Source organism: Salmonella sp. SA15303 (genome assembly GCF_029962125.1).
Classification (GTDB): domain Bacteria; phylum Pseudomonadota; class Gammaproteobacteria; order Enterobacterales; family Enterobacteriaceae; genus Salmonella; species Salmonella enterica.
This window is the reverse complement of sequence record NZ_CP123924.1, coordinates 154,891-175,461: the sequence shown is the minus strand read 5'-3', so window position 1 is coordinate 175,461 and position 20,571 is coordinate 154,891. Positions and strand designations below refer to the sequence as shown.

Sequence of the window (20,571 nt, the reverse complement as noted above, 5' to 3'; positions counted from 1 at the left end):
GTAGACGGTACTGGTGAATTTTTCGCCAATGGTTTCCCGCTTTACGACAGCAATCACGAATTACTTTCCTTTACGTTTCTCCGTCTGGTTTTAGCCATACTAAACAGGTGCCTGTTTAACGTACGGAGAACACTATGCAGCAATATATCGGTATTGATGTGGGAGGAACTCACGTCAAATATGGCGTGATTAACAGTGACGGCGAAGAATTAACCCATCATCAATTCGATACGCCAGAGGACGCCTCCACGTTTACCCGCAAATGGCAGGATGTGGTGGCGCGTTGCCAACAGGACTATGACATTGCGGCAATCGGGGTCAGTTTCCCCGGCCATATTAATCCCCATAACGGTCATGCGGCAAAAGCGGGCGCGCTGGCTTACCTGGATGACGTCAACCTGATGGAGTTGTTCAGCGGGCTGACCGATCTGCCGCTGGTCGTGGAGAACGACGCAAACTGCGCGGCGCTGGGCGAAATGTGGCGAGGCGCCGGGCAGCATTATGAAAACATGGTCTGTATCACCATTGGAACCGGCATTGGCGGCGGTATTATCGTCGGACGAGAACTGTATCGCGGCGCACATTTCCATGCCGGTGAATTCGGCGTCATGCCGGTCGGGAATAATGGCGAAAGTATGCATAAAATCGCGTCAACCAGCGGATTAATGGCGTCGTGCCGCCAGGCGCTGGCGCTGCCCGCCGAAGAGATGCCGCCTGCGGATGTGATCTTCGAACGAATGGCGACCGATGTTCATCTGCGTGAAGCGGTCAATGACTGGGCGCGTTATCTGTCACGCGGCGTTTACAGCGTGATCTCTATGTTTGATCCGGGCGTGGTGCTGATCGGCGGAGGAATAAGCGAACAGGAAAAGCTCTACCCGCTCCTGACGCGGCATCTTGAAACGTTTGAAATGTGGGAGGCGCTCCAGGTGCCGATTCAGCCCTGCCAACTGGGAAATCAGGCGGGCAGGCTGGGCGCCGTCTGGCTGGCGCAGCAAAAGCTCGCCCGAAGCTAACGAGTTACGCCTTATCCGGCCTGCATCGTCTACGCAGGCCCGGTAAGCGTCCGCGCCACCGGGCAAAGGCGTTACATCGCCGCGCGATAAATTTCCACAATCTCATCGTGAGTCGCCTGACTAAGGCGCAAAGAATATGGGCAAAACTATTCTGATAATAGGTTCACGCTGGCTATTTTAAGAAGCCAGAAAAATAAAAAGCACATCTGGTTCATTTCCTGATGTGCTTTTTATAAAGCAACGCAATAATTGTATTGCTTCATTTGTTATTTAATTTAACCATTTCATTCTTTTTGCGGAAATAATAACGCATCACGTAATAAATGATCATTCCCACGACGTCGTGTAAATCCAATCCGGTCAAAATATTCAAGGATCTGAATGGCCAGTTTCCGCCCTACATTCAGCCTGTCGCGAAAATCCGCCGCACACGTTGATCCTCTCTCTTGATCCAGCTCGCGGATCATATTGGCGAAAGCGACAATCCGATCGTTACGATAGTACCGATCTTTTACGATCGCGGTAATGATGCCTTGCTGTGCCGCCTGCCGCAGCACCAGCCGCATCAATTGTTCTTCCGTTCCGGTCTCTTTCGCCAGATCGCGTACCCACCAGGGCTCATCGCCAAATAGCGGTTCGACTTTTTGCCAGACGGCCTGCTGCTCATCGCTAAATCCTGCTTTATGATCCGGCAGATGCAACCAACCGTGATGGCTATGAATCAGGCCGTCGTCGCGCATCCGCTCGATCAGCATCAGAACCAGCGCTTCATCCTCCATCGGCAGGGCCATGCGGCGTAAACGCTCGCGTCCCGGCCCCGGTTCATCGCGGTGCTGTTCGTGGTAGGTCGCCAGCGTATCAAGAATCTTACGCTGCCAGCGGGCGGCGACGGGCGCGCTTAACAGATTGTCTCCGGCCTGGATAAAACCATGTTGCTCAATAAGCTGACGCATACCGACAGGATTAAGCTGACGCGCCCAACCGAAATCCGGCAGGTTGACGGCGCCGCGTTCCAGATGAATGGCCAACGCCGCGCTATCGTCCTGCGCGGCGGCAAGCGTTGAAAGCCAGTGCAAATAATCTGGCTTACGTTTACCGCGACGCGGCGCCTTAAGCGTCACCACGCGTGCGCCGGCAAGGGTGGCGCGTGCGGAAATATCACGCAGCACCAGTCTGTCATTATCGGCCAGCCACAACGGCGTATCAAAGATCAGCTCGGCCAGCCCGCCTTCCAGCAAAGAGACGCGACCGGTCACATGGCTGGCGGCATGGTGAATATGTAGCGGTTGCCATTGGGAAAGCGGCGCATGAAGCGCCAGAGAAACGATCACCCGGGAAAAAGCTTCCCCCACCGGCGCATCGGAAAGCAGCCAGTCGCCGCGGTTAAGCTGCTCCTTCTCCGCATCGCCCGCAATATTGAGCGCAATACGTTGCCCGGCATACGCATGGTCGGTGGGCTGATTTTGCGCGTGTAGACTTCGTACGCGCATCGGCGTATTAACGCCGGTCAACCATAGCGTATCGCCCACGTTTACCTCTCCGCTCAACGCCGTTCCGGTCACCACCAGTCCCGCCCCTTTCACCGTAAACGCACGGTCGATAGCCAGACGGAAGCGATGCTGCGCGGCGTGTAAACGTGCAGGAAGCTGCTGTAAATGAGCGCGAAGTTCTGCAATACCGCGTCCTTCATTGGCGGCGGTGACAAATAAAACGGTATCGGCGAAGCCATAGTTGTCGAGTGCCGCCAGCACCTCTTCACGTACTTCACCGATACGCGCCTCGTCCACGCGATCGGCTTTGGTCAGCGCGACGGTGAGCTGGAGATTACCCGTCAGTTGTAGGATCTGTAAATGCTCGCGCGTTTGCGCCATGACGCCGTCATCACAGGCGACCACCAGCAAAGCGTGATCAATACCGCCTACGCCCGCCAGCATGTTAGAGAGGAATTTTTCATGTCCAGGCACATCGATAAAGCCCAGCACACGACCATCCGGCTGCGGCCAATAGGCGTAGCCCAGATCGATAGTCATCCCGCGTTTTTTCTCTTCCGGCAGGCGATCGGCATTGACCCCGGTAATCGCCTGGAGCAACGTCGTTTTACCGTGGTCTACGTGTCCGGCAGTTGCAATAATCATTTCAGCATCATCTCCATAAACCGGCTTTCGTCTTCAAGACAGCGCATATCCAGCCATAAACGGCCATCATAAATTCGGCCAATGACCGGTACAGGCAGCGTGCGCCAGCGGGCCGCCAGCGCCTCCAGCCGACTACCGCGCCCGTCGTGCGGGGTAAAGGTCATGGCGGCGCTGGGGAGGCGGTCTACCGGTAATGAACCGCTGCCGATTTGCGACAGACAGGGTTTAACCTCCAGCGCAAATTCATCGCCGTAACGTGCCGCCAGCCGCGCCTGTAACCGCTGCGCTTGTTCGCGAATCGACGCTTCGCTGCGGGTTAACAGACGCAGCGTGGGTAATTTCTCCGCCAACGCTTCCGGGTGCAGATACAGACGTAACGTTGCCTCCAGCGCTGCCAGCGTCATTTTATCCGCACGCAGGGCGCGTTTCAGCGGATGGCTTTGCAGTTGGGCAATCATCGCTTTTTTGCCGACGATGATCCCGGCCTGCGGCCCGCCCAACAACTTATCGCCGGAGAAGCTTACCAGGCTGACGCCTGCGGCAATGAGCTGCTGCGGCATCGGCTCTTTGGGTAAGCCATATTGGCTTAAATCCACCAGCGAACCGCTGCCCAGATCCGCCACCACCGGAATATCCAGCTCTCGCCCGATTTCCGCCAGTTCCGCTTCCTCTACCGTTTTGGTAAAGCCCTCAATGCTGTAATTACTGGTATGCACCTTCATCAACAGCCCGGTATTTTCATTTACCGCCTGACGGTAATCTTTCGCGTGCGTCCGGTTGGTGGTGCCCACTTCATGCAGCGTACAGCCCGCCTGGCGCATAACATCCGGAATACGAAACGCGCCGCCGATTTCGACCAGCTCGCCACGCGAAACCACCACCTCTTTGCCGCTGGCTGTCGCCGCCAACATCAGCAATACCGCCGCCGCATTGTTATTGACGATACAGGCGTCCTCCGCCCCGGTGATACGGCATAACAGCGTCGCCAGCGCCCGGTCGCGATGCCCCCGCCCGGCGCCATCTAAATCGTATTCCAGCGTCACCGGCGCGCGCATCGCCTGCGTTACCGCCTCAATCGCTTCTTGCGCCTGCAATGCGCGGCCAAGATTGGTGTGCAACACCGTCCCCGTCAGGTTAATCACCGGGCGCAGCGCGCTTTGCGCCGCATTTTCCAGCCGGAGTTTCGCCTCTTGCGCCCAGTCTGCGTACCAGTCGGGAAGTGTTTGCGTATTCCGGATGACGTCGCGCGCGTCGTCAAGCATCTGCCTAAGCAGATCAACCACCTGGGTATGGCCATACCGATCGCGCAGAGAAAGAAAAGCGCTATCGTGCAATAAGCGATCGATAGCAGGAAGCTGGCTGTAGAGTGTACGCGTTTCGCTTGTCATGAAAATGCCTGGCTGTTGGTGGCCCTCTCCTGGCGGGAGAGGGATATCGACATAAGGGGGATTGTAACGTGAGTTTGCTCAGGCGGACATAATGCGCGTCAAGCCTTTGGCGCTTCGGTGCGGGCAAAGCTTTCGCGTTGAAAAAGCGTTTCGACCAGTTTGACCAGGTGGGGGCGGCTAACACACCAGCCGGGCGCGACCCGGCGGAAGTTGAGATAGCCTACCGCACAGGCAATCGCGATAGTCGCCAGATTGACCGTATCCGTTTTTAGTGTCCCGTCGCTCAGATAACTTTCGAGCATATCCAGGCTGCGGTTGATTTTTTCCCGCTGGCGCAACAGTTCCGTTTCCGATTGTTGCGCCGCCGGGCGCGCCTGTTCGCGTACAGAAACCAACGCTGCATCCATAATGCCGTCAGCCAACGCTTCAAGCTGGCGAACTTTAAGCGCTGCCATCGGGTCACGCGGGAGCATCGCTGGCGCGATATCCAGCAGCTCAATATATTCCGCGATGATCGGCGAATCGAACCAATACTCCCCTTTCTCCGTCACCAGCGCTGGCACCTTACCCAGAGGGTTGTATTGCGCCACGCCGTTATCCGCCTCGTAAGGTAGTTCATTAATAAATTCGAAGGTAATACCCTTTTCGAGCAGCAGAACAGAGATTTTGCGCACAAAAGGGCTGGTGTAGCTACCGATGAGTTTCATGCCGTGTCCTTTTTGCCAACCAGTAAAAATCATAGTATGGCTCAAATAAGACGAAAAGAGACACAAAAGGAGGTTGCTGAATGACATAACGTGAGAGGACTCGCGACAAAATGTTTGTCGGATCGTATTGACGTTACCCGGGCTTAAAATTTCTTGTGAAGAGGATCACAAAAATTCAACAAAGCACCAAAATAAAAATGTGAAATATCTCACATAAAATGGCCTTTTAAGGGCTAAAAATTAGATTCGTTGTTTTTTTACACAGCCACTTTGTGATCAATATCACATCAATTACCTCTCTACCCCCTATATTTATGTGACGCAAATCACATAAATTGTCCCTGTCTGGACAGTTGAACGATTCAGTGCCAGATTGCGCAGTATCTACACTACAGGGTCCGGCTACCTCTGCCGCTACATTAACAAACCTCGGGCTTTCAGCCTGCGCGACAGCAACATAAGAAGGGGTGTTTTTATGTCATCCGATATTAAGATCAAAGTGCAAAGCTTTGGTCGATTCCTCAGCAATATGGTGATGCCTAATATCGGCGCGTTTATCGCGTGGGGTATTATCACCGCATTATTTATTCCAACAGGGTGGTTGCCTAACGAAACGCTGGCGAAACTGGTTGGTCCGATGATCACCTACCTGCTGCCGCTGCTCATCGGTTATACCGGCGGTCGTCTGGTTGGCGGCGAACGCGGCGGCGTAGTGGGCGCTATCACTACCATGGGCGTTATTGTCGGCGCGGATATGCCGATGTTCCTCGGCTCGATGATCGCCGGTCCATTAGGCGGCTACTGCATTAAGAAATTCGACAGTTGGGTAGACGGTAAGATCAAATCCGGTTTTGAGATGCTGGTGAACAACTTCTCCGCTGGCATTATCGGTATGATCCTCGCCATCCTGGCGTTCCTCGGTATTGGTCCGGCGGTTGAAGTCCTGTCCAAAATTCTGGCGGCGGGCGTTAACTTCATGGTGGCGCACGATATGCTGCCGCTGGCGTCCATTTTTGTTGAACCGGCGAAAATCCTGTTCCTCAATAACGCGATTAACCACGGCATCTTCTCACCGCTGGGTATCCAGCAGTCCCATGAAATGGGTAAATCCATCTTCTTCCTGATTGAAGCTAACCCGGGTCCGGGGATGGGCGTCCTGCTGGCGTACATGTTCTTCGGTCGCGGCAGCGCTAAACAGTCTGCGGGCGGCGCGGCCATCATCCACTTCCTGGGCGGTATCCACGAAATTTACTTCCCGTACGTGCTGATGAACCCACGCCTGATTCTGGCCGTTATCCTTGGCGGTATGACCGGCGTATTCACCCTGACCATCCTGAACGGCGGTCTGGTCTCTCCGGCGTCTCCGGGTTCCATTCTGGCGGTACTGGCGATGACGCCAAAAGGCGCTTACTTCGCTAACATCGCTGCCATCGTGGCGGCAATGGCGGTCTCCTTCGTGGTTTCTGCAATTCTGCTGAAAACCAGCAAAGTGAAAGAAGAAGATGACATTGAAGCGGCCACCCGTCGTATGCATGACATGAAAGCGGAATCTAAAGGCGCCTCTCCGCTGGCGGCTGGCGACGTGACCAACGACCTGAGCCATGTGCGTAAAATCATCGTGGCTTGCGATGCCGGTATGGGTTCCAGCGCGATGGGCGCAGGGGTACTGCGTAAGAAAGTACAGGATGCAGGCCTGAGCCAGATCTCCGTCACCAACAGCGCCATTAACAATCTGCCGCCGGATGTAGATCTGGTCATTACTCACCGTGACCTGACCGAGCGCGCGATGCGTCAGGTACCGCAGGCGCAGCATATTTCGCTGACCAACTTCCTGGATAGCGGCCTGTACACCAGCCTGACCGAACGTCTGGTTGCCGCACAGCGCCACAATACTAATGAAGAGAAAGTACGCGACCATCTGAAAGACAGCTTTGAGGAGGGTGATAACAACCTGTTCAAGCTGGGCGCGGAGAATATCTTCCTGGGCCGTAAAGCCGCTAACAAAGAAGAGGCGATTCGCTTTGCCGGTGAACAACTGGTGAAAGGCGGCTATGTTGAGCCGGAATACGTCGAAGCGATGCTGGACCGCGAAAAGCTGACGCCGACTTACCTCGGTGAATCCATCGCAGTTCCGCACGGCACGGTGGAAGCTAAAGATCGCGTGCTGAAAACCGGCGTGGTGTTCTGCCAGTATCCGGAAGGCGTACGCTTCGGTGAAGAAGAAGACGATATTGCCCGTCTGGTCATTGGTATCGCCGCACGTAACAATGAGCACATCCAGGTCATCACTAGCCTGACCAACGCGCTGGATGATGAATCCGTGATCGAACGTCTGGCGCACACCACCAGCGTGGATGAAGTGCTGGAACTGCTGGCAGGTAAAAAAGCTTAACAGTTAAGCATCCCCAAAATAGTTCGAGCTGCAGGAAGGCGGCAACGCAGTGAATCCCCAGGAGCGTACATAAGTACGTGACTGGGGTGAGCGAGGAGAGCCAACGCATCTGCAGTTCGAAATATGAAGGCGATATCCTCTCCCTTGTGGAGAGGGTTAGGTTGAGGGAAAAGCCTCACCCCAGCCCTCTCGGGTAAAAACATTAATGAAGGTTAATACTATGAAAGCATTACATTTTGGCGCAGGTAATATCGGTCGTGGCTTTATCGGCAAATTGCTGGCTGACGCGGGGATACAACTGACGTTTGCGGATGTAAACCAGGTCGTACTCGATGCCCTGAATGCCCGTCATAGCTATCAGGTTCATGTTGTGGGTGAAAATGAGCAGGTGGATACCGTTTCCGGCGTCAACGCTGTCAGCAGCATCGGCGATGATGTTGTCGACCTGATTGCCCACGTTGATTTAATCACCACTGCCGTGGGCCCGGTGGTGCTTGAGCGTATCGCTCCGGCTATCGCTAAAGGGCTGGTAAAACGTAAGGCGCAGGGCGTGGATGCCCCGCTGAATATCATCGCCTGTGAAAATATGGTGCGCGGCACCACGCAGCTGAAAGGCCACGTAATGAACGCGCTGGCGGATGGCGATAAAGCCTGGGTTGAACAGCACGTCGGTTTTGTCGATTCCGCCGTTGACCGTATTGTGCCGCCATCTGCTTCTGCGACCAACGATCCGCTGGAAGTGACGGTAGAAACGTTCAGCGAGTGGATTGTCGATAAAACCCAGTTTAAAGGCGCGTTGCCAAACATTCCGGGGATGGAGTTAACGGATAACCTGATGGCATTTGTCGAACGTAAACTCTTCACGCTGAACACAGGTCATGCTATAACCGCGTACCTCGGCAAATTAGCCGGTCATCAAACCATTCGCGACGCTATTCTCGATGAGAGTATTCGCGCGGTGGTGAAAGGCGCGATGGAAGAAAGCGGCGCGGTGCTGATCAAACGCTACGGTTTTGATGCCGACAAACATGCGGCATACATTCAGAAAATCCTCGGTCGTTTTGAAAACCCGTATCTGAAAGATGACGTCGAACGCGTAGGTCGTCAGCCGCTACGCAAACTCAGCGCGGGCGACCGTCTGATCAAACCGCTGCTTGGCACCCTGGAATATGGTCTGCCGCATGTAAATCTGGTCAAAGGGATCGCGGCGGCGATGCATTTCCGTAGTGATGAAGATCCGCAGGCGCAGGAGTTGGCGGCTCTGATTACCGAAAAAGGCCCGCAGGCCGCGCTGGCGCAAATTTCCGGGCTGGATGCCAATAGCGATGTGGTGGCGGAGGCGGTTAACGCATATAACGCGACCAAATGACGCAGAATCCGGCGCAGGTTAGCCTGCGCCCAAATAACAGATTGTCAGATATGCAGGCAATAATGGAACAAACCCAGGCCTTTGAAAATCGTGTGCTTGAGCGTCTGAATGCTGGCAAAACCGTACGGAGCTTCCTGATTACCGCCGTCGAGTTATTGACCGAGGCGGTGAATATTCTGGTGCTTCAGGTGTTTCGCAAAGACGACTATGCCGTGAAATACGCTGTGGAACCGTTGCTGGACGGCGACGGGCCGCTGGGCGATCTTTCGGTACGTCTGAAACTTATCTATGGCCTGGGCGTACTCAGCCGCACCGAATATGAAGATGCGGAGCTGTTAATGGCGCTGCGCGAAGAGCTGAATCACGATGGCAATGAGTACGCCTTTACCGACGATGAAATCCTCGGGCCGTTTGGCGAACTGCACTGCGTCATGGCGCTACCGCCGCCGCCGCATTTTGATACGTCCGACGCGGCGCTATACGCCATGCAAATTCAGCGCTACCAGCAGGCGGTGCGTTCGACGATGGTCCTCTCTCTGACCGAGCTGATTTCTAAAATCAGCTTAAAAAAGGCCTTTCAAAAGTAAATCCCGCCGTTAACCTCTTTCTTCTTCTTTTGGTCGGTACAGCCGCCGGTAATATTCCAGACGCTGCAAATAAATGGGCGCGCTCTCCGACGGCACCTCGGAAGGAACATAATCACGCGGCGGCGTTTTATTCAGGTATTCACGGAACGCCTGGCTGGACGCCATAAAATCGACGGCTTTATCAATAAGAAGTGGTACGTTCTCACCTATTTTTGCCATGATAGATCCTCCATGTGGGACCCGCGTCTGACTCCCGCGGTCGCTTATTTGAGTTTAGGATCAATTTAGCGTTGTCATTGAGGAAAATGTGCTTAATCGCTTTTCTTGCCGACAAAAGGGCGCTTCATCTTTTCTTTCGACAAAAAGGATTTTATTCTCAACGAGATAATTAAATAATGAGCAGTGTAATACTTGCCATAATTGATTATCTTTACGTCATGAGTTGTGAAGAATCACTCACTGCGCGCATACTATAAGGTATCTATCCCATTTCTATCAGAAGCTATCCCATGAAAGAAGTTGAAAAAAACGAAATTAAACGCCTGAGCGATCGTCTTGACGCTATTCGCCACCAGCAGGCAGGTCTCTCTCTGGTTGAATCCGCCGATAAATACGCGGAGCTGGAAAAAGAAAAAGAGACGCTAGAAGCAGAAATTATCCGTCTGCGCGAAGTACACAGCCAGAAACTGAGTAAAGAAGCGCAGAAGCTGATGAACCTGCCGTTTCGCCGCGCGATCACTAAAAAAGAGCAGGCCGACATGGGCAAGTTGAAGAAAAGCGTGCGTGGCCTGATTGTTGTCCACCCGATGACGGCGCTGGGCCGGGAAATGGGGCTCAAAGAGATGACAGGTTTCGCGAAGAGCGAGTTCTAAACCTTCCGCATCCCAGGCTCTCAGGACACCCGTTGTACGGAGGATGTCTTGAGAGCATCGGGCTATATTCCGAATTTTTCATGGAACTATTTACACCGCTTATATACAAGTTCATTTTTAACGGTAGTCCCTGCTTTTTCAGGATGAAAAATTCCACTATCATGCCTGTTTGTATTTATACAATGAATTTTTTTCATCCCCTTTTCTTATATCCCGCAGAATATGATTGACCCGCAAAATTAAATAACATTATCATCCCTGAAAAAAATCCCCATACATAAACATTATAATTATATTTTTATAAAGCATTGCTATGAGCAATTGATAAATAACGTCGGGTTTTTGCGCGCTTCTATAGAAGCGACGAATGTTTTCATTCTAACCATACGTTAATGAGTTATTGGCAATACTCGCTGAATGATGAGCTAGTTGTATAAATAACAGGTTAACTATTTATATTATATAAATTATTAACAAGGATATTTCATATGCACAAAAATGGAAAATTTATCCCCCTGCTTGCGTTGGGATTCACATTCTTTTTATCTGGTTGTGATTACTTCGCAGATAAACACCTTGTTGAAGAAATGAAAGAACAACAAAAAGAACAAGAAACAAAGATAAACCTGTTAGAAAAACAACAAAAAGAACAAGAAGCAAAGATAAATCTGTTAGAAAAACAACAAGCTACGATTATCAACACAACCAAAAAGGTCACCGAAGTCGTTGGCCGCGTTGAACGCAAACAACGGCTATTCGACTATACAGAACTGGACCCATCACAAACGCACTATTTTATTATTAACAACGGCAATATCGGATTAGCCGGGCGTATTCTATCTATTGAGCCAATAGATAATGGAAGTGTTATTCATCTTGATTTAGTTAACTTACTCAGCATTCCGGTATCAAACCTTGCGTTTAATATGACATGGGGTACGAAAAAACCTTCCGAGGCAAAAGATCTGCCTCGCTGGAAACAACTCCTGCTCAACACGAAAATGGACTCGACAATCGAACTCTTACCGGGAGCATGGACAAACGTCACGCTAACATTAAAAGGCGTATCGCCCAATAATCTTAAGTATCTAAAAATAGGTATTGACATGGAGAATGTCATATTCGACAGCATACAACCTATTAACGATACAAAAAAGAAGCCAAAAAAATAATAGCCATTGATACAATTATTTTAGAAAAGGAAATTACTCATTCATGAATAGAATATTTAAAGTCCTCTGGAATGCCGCTACGGGAACATTTGTTGTCACCAGCGAAACCGCAAAAAGCCGCGGCAAAAAAAACGGCCGCAGAAAGCTGGCAGTTTCCGCACTCATCGGTCTTAGCAGCATTATGGTTTCTGCGGATGCACTGGCCAACGCAGGAAACGATACAGGCGACGGCGTTACTCCAACGGGTACCCAGACTGGAGGAAAAGGGTGGATTGCAATTGGTACCGATGCCACAGCCAATACTTACACCAACGTTGATGGCGCAAGCGCCGCAATGGGTTATAAAGCCTCCGCGATGGGGAAATGGAGTACCGCCATTGGTTCCTACAGCCAGTCCACCGGCGACTCTTCGTTAGCGCTTGGCGTAAAATCGGTTTCAGCCGGTGACCGGGCCATTGCAATGGGCGCCTCATCCTCAGCCAGTGGAAGTTATTCAATGGCAATGGGCGTGTATGCCAATTCGAGCGGCGCAAAATCGGTTGCGTTAGGTTATAAATCTGTCGCGAGCGGAGCAACTTCCTCTGCATTAGGTTATCAAGCTACTGCGAGCGGCGACGACAGCGCTGCTTTTGGTAATGGCGCAAAAGCGATAGGCACCAACTCAGTTGCCCTTGGCTCGGGCTCTGTCGCCCAGGAAGACAATTCCGTCGCCGTGGGTAACAGCACCACTCAGCGGCAGATAACCTACGTTGCTAAAGGCGACATCAATTCCACCAGTACCGATGCCGTTACAGGTGCGCAAATTTATTCTTTAAGTCAATCCGTCGCCGACCGACTCGGCGGAGGGGCTTCCGTTAATAGTGATGGTACAGTGAATGCGCCCCTCTACGAGGTAGGCACAGGCATCTACAATAACGTAGGTAGTGCATTAAGCGCACTTAACACGTCTATCACTAACACAGAGGCCTCTGTCGCAGGATTAGCCGAAGACGCGCTGTTGTGGGATGAAAGCATCAGCGCCTTTAGCGCTAGCCACACGGGAAACGCCAGCAAAATCACCAATCTGGCGGCGGGTACCCTGGCTGCGGACAGCACCGATGCCGTTAACGGCTCTCAGTTGTTTGATACAAATGAGAAAGTGGATAAGAACACTGCTGATATCGCCACCAATACCGGCAGCATCAACCAAAACACTGCCGATATTACCGCTAATACCGACAGCATTAACCAGAACACAACCGATATCGCCGCCAATACGACCAGCATCAATCAGAACACCACTGATATCGCCACCAACACCACCAATATCAACAGTCTGAGCGACTCCGTCACCACGCTCACCGATGATGCACTGCTTTGGGATGCAGCCTCTGGCGCATTCAGCGCTAAGCACAACGGAAACGACAGCAAAATCACCAATCTGGCGGCGGGTACCCTGGCCGCTGACAGCACCGACGCCGTTAACGGCTCCCAGTTGTTTGATACAAATGAGAAAGTGGATCAGAACACCGCTGATATCACCACCAATACCAACAGCATCAATCAGAACACCACTGATATTGCCACCAACACCACCAATATCAACAACCTGAGCGATTCCATCACCACGCTCACCGATGATGCCCTGTTGTGGGATGCAGCCTCTGGCGCATTCAGCGCTAACCACAACGGAAGCGCCAGCAAGATCACAAATCTGGCGGCGGGCACCCTGGCCGCGGACAGCACCGATGCGGTGAACGGCTCCCAGTTGTTTGCCACCAACGAAAATGTGTCTCAGAACACCGCTGATATCACCACCAATACCAACAGCATCAATCAGAACACCACTGATATTGCCACCAACACCACCAGTATCAACAACCTGAGCGATTCCATCACCACGCTCACCGATGATGCCCTGTTATGGGATGCAGCCTCTGGCACATTCAGCGCCAGCCGTAGCGGAAGCGCCAGCAAGATCACCAATCTGGCGGCGGGCACCCTGGCCGCGGACAGTACAGACGCGGTGAACGGCTCCCAGTTGTATGAAACCAACCAGAAGGTGGATCAAAACACCTCTGCTATCGCAGATATTAATACGTCCATCACCAATCTTAGCTCTGACAACCTGAGCTGGAATGAAACAACGAGTTCGTTCTCTGCCAGCCACGGAAGTAGTACGACAAACAAAATCACCAACGTTGCTGCCGGAGAGCTGTCTGAAGAAAGTACCGACGCGGTTAACGGATCGCAGTTGTTCGAAACCAATGAAAAAGTGGATCAGAACACGACCGATATCGCCGCCAATACCACCAACATCACTCAGAACAGCACCGCGATTGAGAACCTGAATACTTCTGTCTCCGACATTAATACGTCCATTACCGGCCTCACTGATAACGCTCTGTTATGGGACGAAGACACCGGCGCTTTCAGCGCAAACCACGGTGGAAGCACCAGTAAAATAACCAATGTCGCCGCCGGGGCGCTTTCTGAGGACAGTACAGACGCGGTAAACGGATCACAGTTGTATGAAACCAACCAGAAGGTGGATCAAAACACCTCTGCTATCGCGGATATCAATACGTCCATCACCAACCTTGGTACCGATGCACTGAGCTGGGATGACGAAGAGGGTGCGTTCAGCGCCAGCCACGGTACCAGCGGTACCAATAAGATAACCAATGTAGCAGCAGGTGAAATCGCCAGTGACAGTACTGACGCCGTTAATGGCTCTCAGCTCTATGAAACTAACATGCTGATTTCTCAGTATAATGAATCTATTAGCCAACTAGCCGGCGATACCAGCGAAACCTATATCACGGAAAATGGTACCGGCGTGAAATACATCCGTACGAATGATAACGGGCTTGAAGGCCAGGATGCATACGCAACGGGTAACGGCGCAACGGCAGTAGGTTACGACGCCGTCGCCTCTGGCGCTGGCAGTCTGGCTCTTGGCCAAAACAGCAGCAGCAGCATTGAGGGCAGTATCGCTTTGGGCAGTGGCTCCACCTCTAACCGCGCTATTACAACCGGTATACGAGAAACGAGCGCAACAAGCGATGGCGTGGTGATTGGCTACAATACAACAGACAGAGAGTTGCTGGGCGCGTTGTCATTGGGGACGGATGGAGAAAGCTATCGTCAAATTACCAACGTTGCTGACGGCTCTGAAGCGCAAGATGCGGTAACAGTTCGTCAGTTACAAAATGCCATTGGTGCGGTCACTACTACACCGACCAAGTACTACCACGCAAACTCAACGGAAGAAGATTCACTGGCTGTCGGAACTGACTCACTGGCAATGGGTGCGAAGACCATCGTCAATGCTGATGCAGGTATTGGTATTGGTCTGAATACACTGGTGATGGCTGATGCCATCAACGGGATTGCTATCGGTTCTAACGCACGCGCCAATCATGCAAACAGTATTGCAATGGGTAATGGTTCTCAGACCACTCGCGGCGCACAGACTGACTACACCGCCTACAACATGGACACACCGCAGAACTCTGTCGGTGAGTTCTCTGTCGGCAGTGAAGACGGCCAACGTCAGATCACTAACGTCGCGGCGGGTTCGGCAGATACCGATGCCGTTAACGTTGGTCAATTGAAAGTAACGGACGCGCAGGTTTCCAGGAATACCCAGAGCATTACTAACCTGAATACTCAGGTATCGAATCTGGATACCCGCGTCACCAATATCGAAAACGGCATTGGCGATATCGTCACTACCGGTAGCACCAAGTACTTCAAGACCAACACCGATGGCGCAGATGCAAATGCCCAGGGTGCGGACAGCGTCGCGATTGGCTCTGGCTCTATTGCTGCCGCTGAAAACAGCGTGGCGTTAGGCACAAATTCCGTCGCAGATGAAGCTAATACTGTGTCTGTCGGCTCTTCTACTCAACAACGCCGTATTACCAACGTTGCCGCAGGGGTGAACAACACTGACGCGGTTAATGTGGCGCAACTGAAAGCCTCAGAAGCAGGCTCCGTGCGTTATGAAACCAATGCAGATGGCTCGGTTAACTACAGTGTGCTCAACCTGGGAGACGGGAGTGGCGGCACCACTCGGATCGGCAATGTTTCTGCGGCGGTGAATGATACGGATGCGGTGAACTATGCGCAATTGAAACGCAGCGTCGAAGAAGCAAACACTTATACCGACCAAAAAATGGGTGAAATGAACAGCAAAATCAAAGGCGTAGAAAACAAGATGAGCGGCGGTATCGCCTCAGCGATGGCGATGGCCGGTCTGCCACAAGCCTACGCCCCGGGCGCCAACATGACCTCGATTGCTGGCGGTACGTTTAATGGTGAAAGTGCCGTCGCCATTGGTGTCTCCATGGTAAGTGAAAGCGGGGGCTGGGTGTATAAATTGCAAGGAACCAGCAACAGCCAGGGCGATTACTCTGCGGCCATTGGCGCGGGCTTCCAGTGGTAATGAAGTAACAACACTCCCGACATCAAAGGCAATGGCATAATGCCATTGCCTTTTCACTTCCCTTTGCTGTCCTCTCCCCTCAATTGGCCCTACCAATTTTAGCCAGTTACCACAGCCTACTCACATTTCATTAAATTAACTCTACAATACCGTTGCCAATAAATAACATCTGGTTAACTATTTGTTGTCATTATCCATACACAACAATATTGGCAGGACCACTTTTACACATAATGTGACCCCAACGAGATGAGCAAAGATTCATCCCATTATGCGTGTGGTTCTCAGGAGACCTGCAATGAACCTCTGGCAACAAAACTATGACCCGGCGGGTAATATCTGGCTTTCCAGCCTGATCGCATCGCTCCCAATCCTGTTCTTCTTTTTCGCCCTGATTAAACTCAAGCTGAAAGGCTATGTTGCCGCTTCGTGGACGGTGGTTATCGCGCTCGCCGTCGCGCTGCTGTTCTATAAAATGCCGGTCGATCACGCGCTGGCATCGGTCGTGTATGGCTTCTTCTACGGGCTATGGCCGATAGCCTGGATAATCATCGCCGCGGTCTTTGTCTATAAAATTTCGGTCAAGACCGGGCAGTTTGACATTATTCGCTCGTCAATTCTGTCGATTACCCCCGACCAGCGTCTGCAAATGCTGATTGTCGGCTTCTGCTTCGGCGCGTTCCTTGAAGGCGCGGCAGGTTTCGGCGCGCCGGTGGCGATAACCGCCGCGCTGCTGGTGGGTCTGGGCTTTAATCCGCTGTATGCGGCAGGGCTGTGCCTGATTGTAAACACCGCGCCAGTCGCCTTTGGCGCGATGGGGATCCCGATTCTGGTTGCCGGACAGGTCACGGGCCTGGACAGCTTTGAAATCGGTCAGATGGTCGGTCGTCAGCTACCGTTCCTGACCATTGTCGTCCTGTTCTGGATTATGGCGATTATGGACGGCTGGCGCGGCGTGAAAGAAACCTGGCCTGCGGTGATGGTCGCTGGCGGCTCGTTTGCTATCGCCCAGTATCTCAGCTCCAACTTTATCGGGCCGGAACTGCCGGACATCATCTCTTCACTGGTGTCTCTGGTGTGTCTGACGCTGTTCCTCAAACGCTGGCAGCCGGTACGCATCTTCCGCTTCGGCGATATGGGCGCGTCGCAGGTCGATCAGACGCTGGCCCGCACCCGCTATACGACAGGGCAAATTGTTCGCGCCTGGTCGCCGTTTCTGTTCCTGACCGCCACGGTCACTCTCTGGAGCGTACCGCCGTTTAAAGCGTTGTTTGCCCCCGGCGGCGCGCTGTATGACTGGGTAATTAACGTTCCGGTACCGTATCTCGATAAACTGGTCGCCCGTATGCCGCCGGTCGTACACGAAGCGACCGCTTACGCGGCGGTGTATAAATTTGACTGGTTCTCCGCCACCGGCACGGCGATCCTGTTTGCCGCGCTGTTGTCTATCGTCTGGCTGAAAATGAAACCCTCAGCCGCAATCCAAACCTTTGGCAGCACGCTGAAAGAGCTGGCGTTGCCGATTTACTCCATCGGCATGGTGCTGGCGTTCGCGTTTATCTCGAACTATTCCGGGCTTTCTTCCACGCTGGCGTTAGCGCTGGCGCACACCGGCAGCGCCTTCACGTTCTTCTCGCCGTTCCTCGGCTGGCTGGGGGTATTCCTGACCGGCTCGGATACCTCATCTAACGCGCTGTTTGCCTCTCTACAGGCTACCGCGGCGCAGCAAATCGGCGTCTCTGATGTGCTGATGGTGGCGGCGAATACCACTGGAGGCGTAACCGGGAAGATGATCTCGCCGCAGTCTATCGCCATCGCCTGCGCGGCGGTGGGGCTGGTAGGGAAAGAGTCCGATCTGTTCCGTTTTACCGTCAAACACAGCCTGATCTTCACCTGTATGGTGGGCGTGATCACTACGCTTCAGGCCTATGTTTTAACCTGGATGATTCCGTGATTGTGATGCCAAAACGCCTGTCAGACGAGATTGCCTCTCGCGTGCGGGCGCTGATTGAAGAACAAAACCTGGAAGCGGGCATGAAATTGCCCGCCGAGCGCCAGTTGGCTCTACAGCTTGGCGTATCACGCAACTCTTTACGCGAAGCGCTGGCGAAGCTGGTCAGTGAAGGCGTGCTGGTGAGTCGTCGCGGCGGCGGGACATTTGTCCGCTGGCAGCACGAAACCTGGTCTGAACAGAATATCGTGCAACCGCTGAAAATGCTGATGGCGAACGATCCGGACTACAGTTTCGACATTCTGGAAGCCCGCCACGCCATTGAAGCCAGTACGGCCTGGCACGCCGCCATGCGTGCCACCGCTGCCGACAAAGAGAAAATCAGACTCTGCTTTGATGCGACGCTCAGCGAAGACCCGGATCTCGCCTCCCAGGCCGACGTGCGCTTTCATCTGGCGATCGCGGAAGCCTCGCACAATGTGGTGCTGTTGCAAACCATGCGCGGTTTCTTCGACGTCCTGCAATCCTCCGTCAAACAGAGTCGCCAGCGTATGTATCTCGTTCCGCCCGTATTCTCAAAGCTGACGGAACAACACCAGGCAGTGATGGACGCCATTCTGGACGGTAACGCCGAGGGCGCGCGTAAAGCGATGATGGCGCACCTCAGTTTTGTCCACACCACGATTAAACGATTTGATGAAGACCAGGCCCGCCAGGCGCGTATTACCCGCCTGCCCGGCGACCATAATGAGATGACCAGGGAGAATAAATCATGATTATTTCAGCAGCCAGCGATTATCGCGCCGCAGCTCAGCGCACGTTGCCTCCTTTCCTCTTCCACTACATCGACGGCGGCGCGTATGCGGAATATACCCTGCGCCGAAATGTGGAAGACCTGTCGCAAGTCGCTCTGCGCCAGCGCGTGCTGAAAAATATGTCCGATTTAAGCCTGGAAACGACCCTGTTTAACGAAACGTTGTCGATGCCGGTGGCATTAGCGCCGGTAGGCCTGTGCGGCATGTACGCCCGTCGCGGCGAAGTACAGGCCGCCGCCGCCGCAGACGCAAAGGGCATTCCGTTCACCCTTTCCACCGTCTCCGTCTGTCCGATTGAAGAAGTTGCACCAACCATTAAGCGCCCGATGTGGTTCCAGCTTTATGTACTGCGTGACCGGGGCTTTATGCGCAACGCGCTGGAACGTGCAAAAGCGGCGGGCTGCTCCACGCTGGTCTTTACCGTGGATATGCCAACGCCGGGCGCGCGCTACCGTGACGCCCACTCCGGGATGAGCGGCCCAAACGCGGCCATGCGCCGTTACTGGCAGGCGGTGATGCACCCTAAATGGGCGTGGGATGTCGGCCTGAACGGTCGCCCGCATGATTTAGGCAATATTTCCGCCTATCTGGGTAAACCGACCGGCCTTGAGGACTATATCGGCTGGCTGGCAAATAACTTCGATCCGTCCATCTCCTGGAAAGATCTGGAGTGGATACGCGAATTCTGGGACGGCCCAATGGTGATCAAAGGGATCCTCGATCCAGAAGATGCCCGCGATGCGGTACGTTTCGGCGCTGACGGTATCGTGGTGTCGAATCACGGCGGCCGCCAGCTCGATGGCGTGCTCTCTTCCGCCCGCGCCCTGCCCGCCATTGCCGATGCGGTGAAAGGCGATATCGCCATTCTGGCGGATAGCGGGATCCGTAACGGGCTGGATGTCGTGCGTATGATTGCGTTGGGGGCCGATACCGTACTGCTGGGTCGGGCCTATCTCTACGCGCTGGCGACGGCAGGAAAAGCGGGTGTCGCCAACCTGCTGGACCTGATTGAGAAAGAGATGAAGGTCGCCATGACCCTGACCGGCGCGAAATCCATTAGCGAAATCAGTGGCGATTCACTGGTGCAGGAACTGGGGAAAAGTTTGCCCGCCGCGCTGGCGCCAATGAGCAAAGGCGATGCCGCCTGAACGCCTGGCGCGTGAGAGCCCGGTAAATTTCTGCTATTCTGCCCCCGCATTTAAGGGGGCATCATGCTTAACATCGTACTCTTCGAACCAGAAATCCCGCCGAATACCGGCAACATCATTCGTCTTTGCGCCAATACCGGCTTTCGTCTGCACATCATCGAACCGATGGGGTTTACCTGGGATGATAAGCGCTTACGCCGCGCAGGGCTGGACTATCACGAATTCGCCGCGGTTCAGCGCCATCACGATTATGCCGCCTTTGTCGCCGCCGAAAATCCGCAGCGCCTGTTTGCGTTGACGACAAAGGGCACGCCCGCCCATAGCGCCGTAAGCTATCAGGATGGCGATTATTTGATGTTTGGCCCGGAAACGCGCGGCCTGCCCGCCAGCATTCTCGATGCGTTGCCTAAAGAGCAGAAGATTCGCATTCCGATGATGCCGGATAGCCGTAGCATGAACCTGTCGAATGCGGTGTCGGTGGTGGTGTATGAAGCGTGGCGCCAGTTAGGATATCCCGGCGCGGTATTGCGGTCGTAATATATTCAATGCCGGATGGCGGCTAACGCCTGATCCGGCCTGGCCGATCCCGA

General features: G+C 53.4%; 15 protein-coding genes. 11 read left to right on the top strand and 4 right to left on the bottom strand.

Going from position 1 to position 20,571, the window contains the following annotated elements:
• Positions 1-134 precede the first annotated feature (134 nt).
• Complete coding sequence (locus QEN31_RS00825; RefSeq protein WP_001188273.1) at positions 135-1,016, top strand: ROK family protein; 882 nt, start codon at positions 135-137, stop codon at positions 1,014-1,016.
• 284 nt (positions 1,017-1,300) lie between these two features.
• Here the strand turns inward: QEN31_RS00825 and selB are convergent, their stop codons facing one another.
• From selB to QEN31_RS00810, 3 genes are all read right to left on the bottom strand, one after another.
• A complete protein-coding gene (gene selB, locus QEN31_RS00820) occupies positions 1,301-3,151 on the bottom strand; it encodes a selenocysteine-specific translation elongation factor (RefSeq protein WP_000582387.1) in 1,851 nt (616 codons plus the stop codon).
• Positions 3,148-4,539, bottom strand: a complete 1,392-nt coding sequence (selA, locus tag QEN31_RS00815) for an L-seryl-tRNA(Sec) selenium transferase (protein ID WP_000200177.1) — start codon at positions 4,537-4,539, stop codon at positions 3,148-3,150. Before selA ends, selB begins: the two co-directional genes overlap by 4 nt.
• 98 nt (positions 4,540-4,637) lie before the next feature.
• Positions 4,638-5,246, bottom strand: a complete 609-nt coding sequence (locus tag QEN31_RS00810; protein WP_000766681.1) for a glutathione S-transferase — start codon at positions 5,244-5,246, stop codon at positions 4,638-4,640.
• 475 nt (positions 5,247-5,721) lie between these two features.
• Between QEN31_RS00810 and mtlA the strand changes: the two genes are divergently transcribed.
• The 3 genes from mtlA to mtlR all read left to right on the top strand — a co-directional run bounded on the left by mtlA (position 5,722) and on the right by mtlR (position 9,594).
• A complete protein-coding gene (mtlA, locus tag QEN31_RS00805) occupies positions 5,722-7,638 on the top strand; it encodes a PTS mannitol transporter subunit IICBA (protein ID WP_000093287.1) in 1,917 nt (638 codons plus the stop codon).
• Positions 7,639-7,858: 220 nt separating this feature from the next.
• On the top strand, positions 7,859-9,007 hold the full coding sequence (mtlD, locus tag QEN31_RS00800) for a mannitol-1-phosphate 5-dehydrogenase (RefSeq protein ID WP_000645391.1): 1,149 nt from the start codon (positions 7,859-7,861) through the stop codon (positions 9,005-9,007).
• A complete protein-coding gene (mtlR, locus tag QEN31_RS00795; protein ID WP_000193201.1) occupies positions 9,004-9,594 on the top strand; it encodes a mannitol operon repressor MtlR in 591 nt (196 codons plus the stop codon). The genes mtlD and mtlR overlap by 4 nt, the downstream gene beginning before the upstream one ends.
• A 9-nt stretch (positions 9,595-9,603) precedes the next feature.
• Here the strand turns inward: mtlR and QEN31_RS00790 are convergent, their stop codons facing one another.
• The gene (locus tag QEN31_RS00790; RefSeq protein ID WP_001062558.1) at positions 9,604-9,813 is read right to left on the bottom strand and encodes a hypothetical protein; all 210 of its coding nucleotides are present in this window, start codon (positions 9,811-9,813) and stop codon (positions 9,604-9,606) included.
• Between the two features lie 290 nt (positions 9,814-10,103).
• Here QEN31_RS00790 and QEN31_RS00785 point away from each other — a divergent pair, with 290 nt between their 5' ends.
• The 7 genes from QEN31_RS00785 (at position 10,104) to trmL (ending at position 20,518) form a co-directional block, all read left to right on the top strand.
• Complete coding sequence (locus QEN31_RS00785; RefSeq protein ID WP_000665687.1) at positions 10,104-10,466, top strand: YibL family ribosome-associated protein; 363 nt, start codon at positions 10,104-10,106, stop codon at positions 10,464-10,466.
• A 488-nt stretch (positions 10,467-10,954) separates the two neighbouring features.
• Positions 10,955-11,638 carry a DUF3251 domain-containing protein gene (locus tag QEN31_RS00780; RefSeq protein ID WP_000549457.1) on the top strand — a complete coding sequence of 228 codons (684 nt, stop codon included), beginning with the start codon at positions 10,955-10,957 and terminating at the stop codon, positions 11,636-11,638.
• A 43-nt stretch (positions 11,639-11,681) separates the two neighbouring features.
• Positions 11,682-16,067 (top strand): trimeric autotransporter adhesin SadA, encoded by a 4,386-nt coding sequence (gene sadA, locus QEN31_RS00775; RefSeq protein ID WP_058653077.1) that lies wholly within the window; start codon positions 11,682-11,684, stop codon positions 16,065-16,067.
• A 298-nt stretch (positions 16,068-16,365) separates the two neighbouring features.
• Positions 16,366-18,021, top strand: coding sequence for an L-lactate permease (gene lldP, locus QEN31_RS00770; RefSeq protein ID WP_099949589.1), 1,656 nt, complete (start codon positions 16,366-16,368; stop codon positions 18,019-18,021).
• Positions 18,018-18,794: a transcriptional regulator LldR gene (lldR, locus tag QEN31_RS00765; RefSeq protein ID WP_000636696.1), complete on the top strand. Its 777-nt coding sequence runs from the start codon at positions 18,018-18,020 to the stop codon at positions 18,792-18,794. Before lldP ends, lldR begins: the two co-directional genes overlap by 4 nt.
• The gene (gene lldD / locus QEN31_RS00760) at positions 18,791-19,981 is read left to right on the top strand and encodes a quinone-dependent L-lactate dehydrogenase (protein ID WP_000586988.1); all 1,191 of its coding nucleotides are present in this window, start codon (positions 18,791-18,793) and stop codon (positions 19,979-19,981) included. The genes lldR and lldD overlap by 4 nt, the downstream gene beginning before the upstream one ends.
• Positions 19,982-20,044: 63 nt before the next feature.
• On the top strand, positions 20,045-20,518 hold the full coding sequence (gene trmL / locus QEN31_RS00755) for a tRNA (uridine(34)/cytosine(34)/5-carboxymethylaminomethyluridine(34)-2'-O)-methyltransferase TrmL (RefSeq protein WP_000932335.1): 474 nt from the start codon (positions 20,045-20,047) through the stop codon (positions 20,516-20,518).
• Positions 20,519-20,571 lie beyond the last annotated feature (53 nt).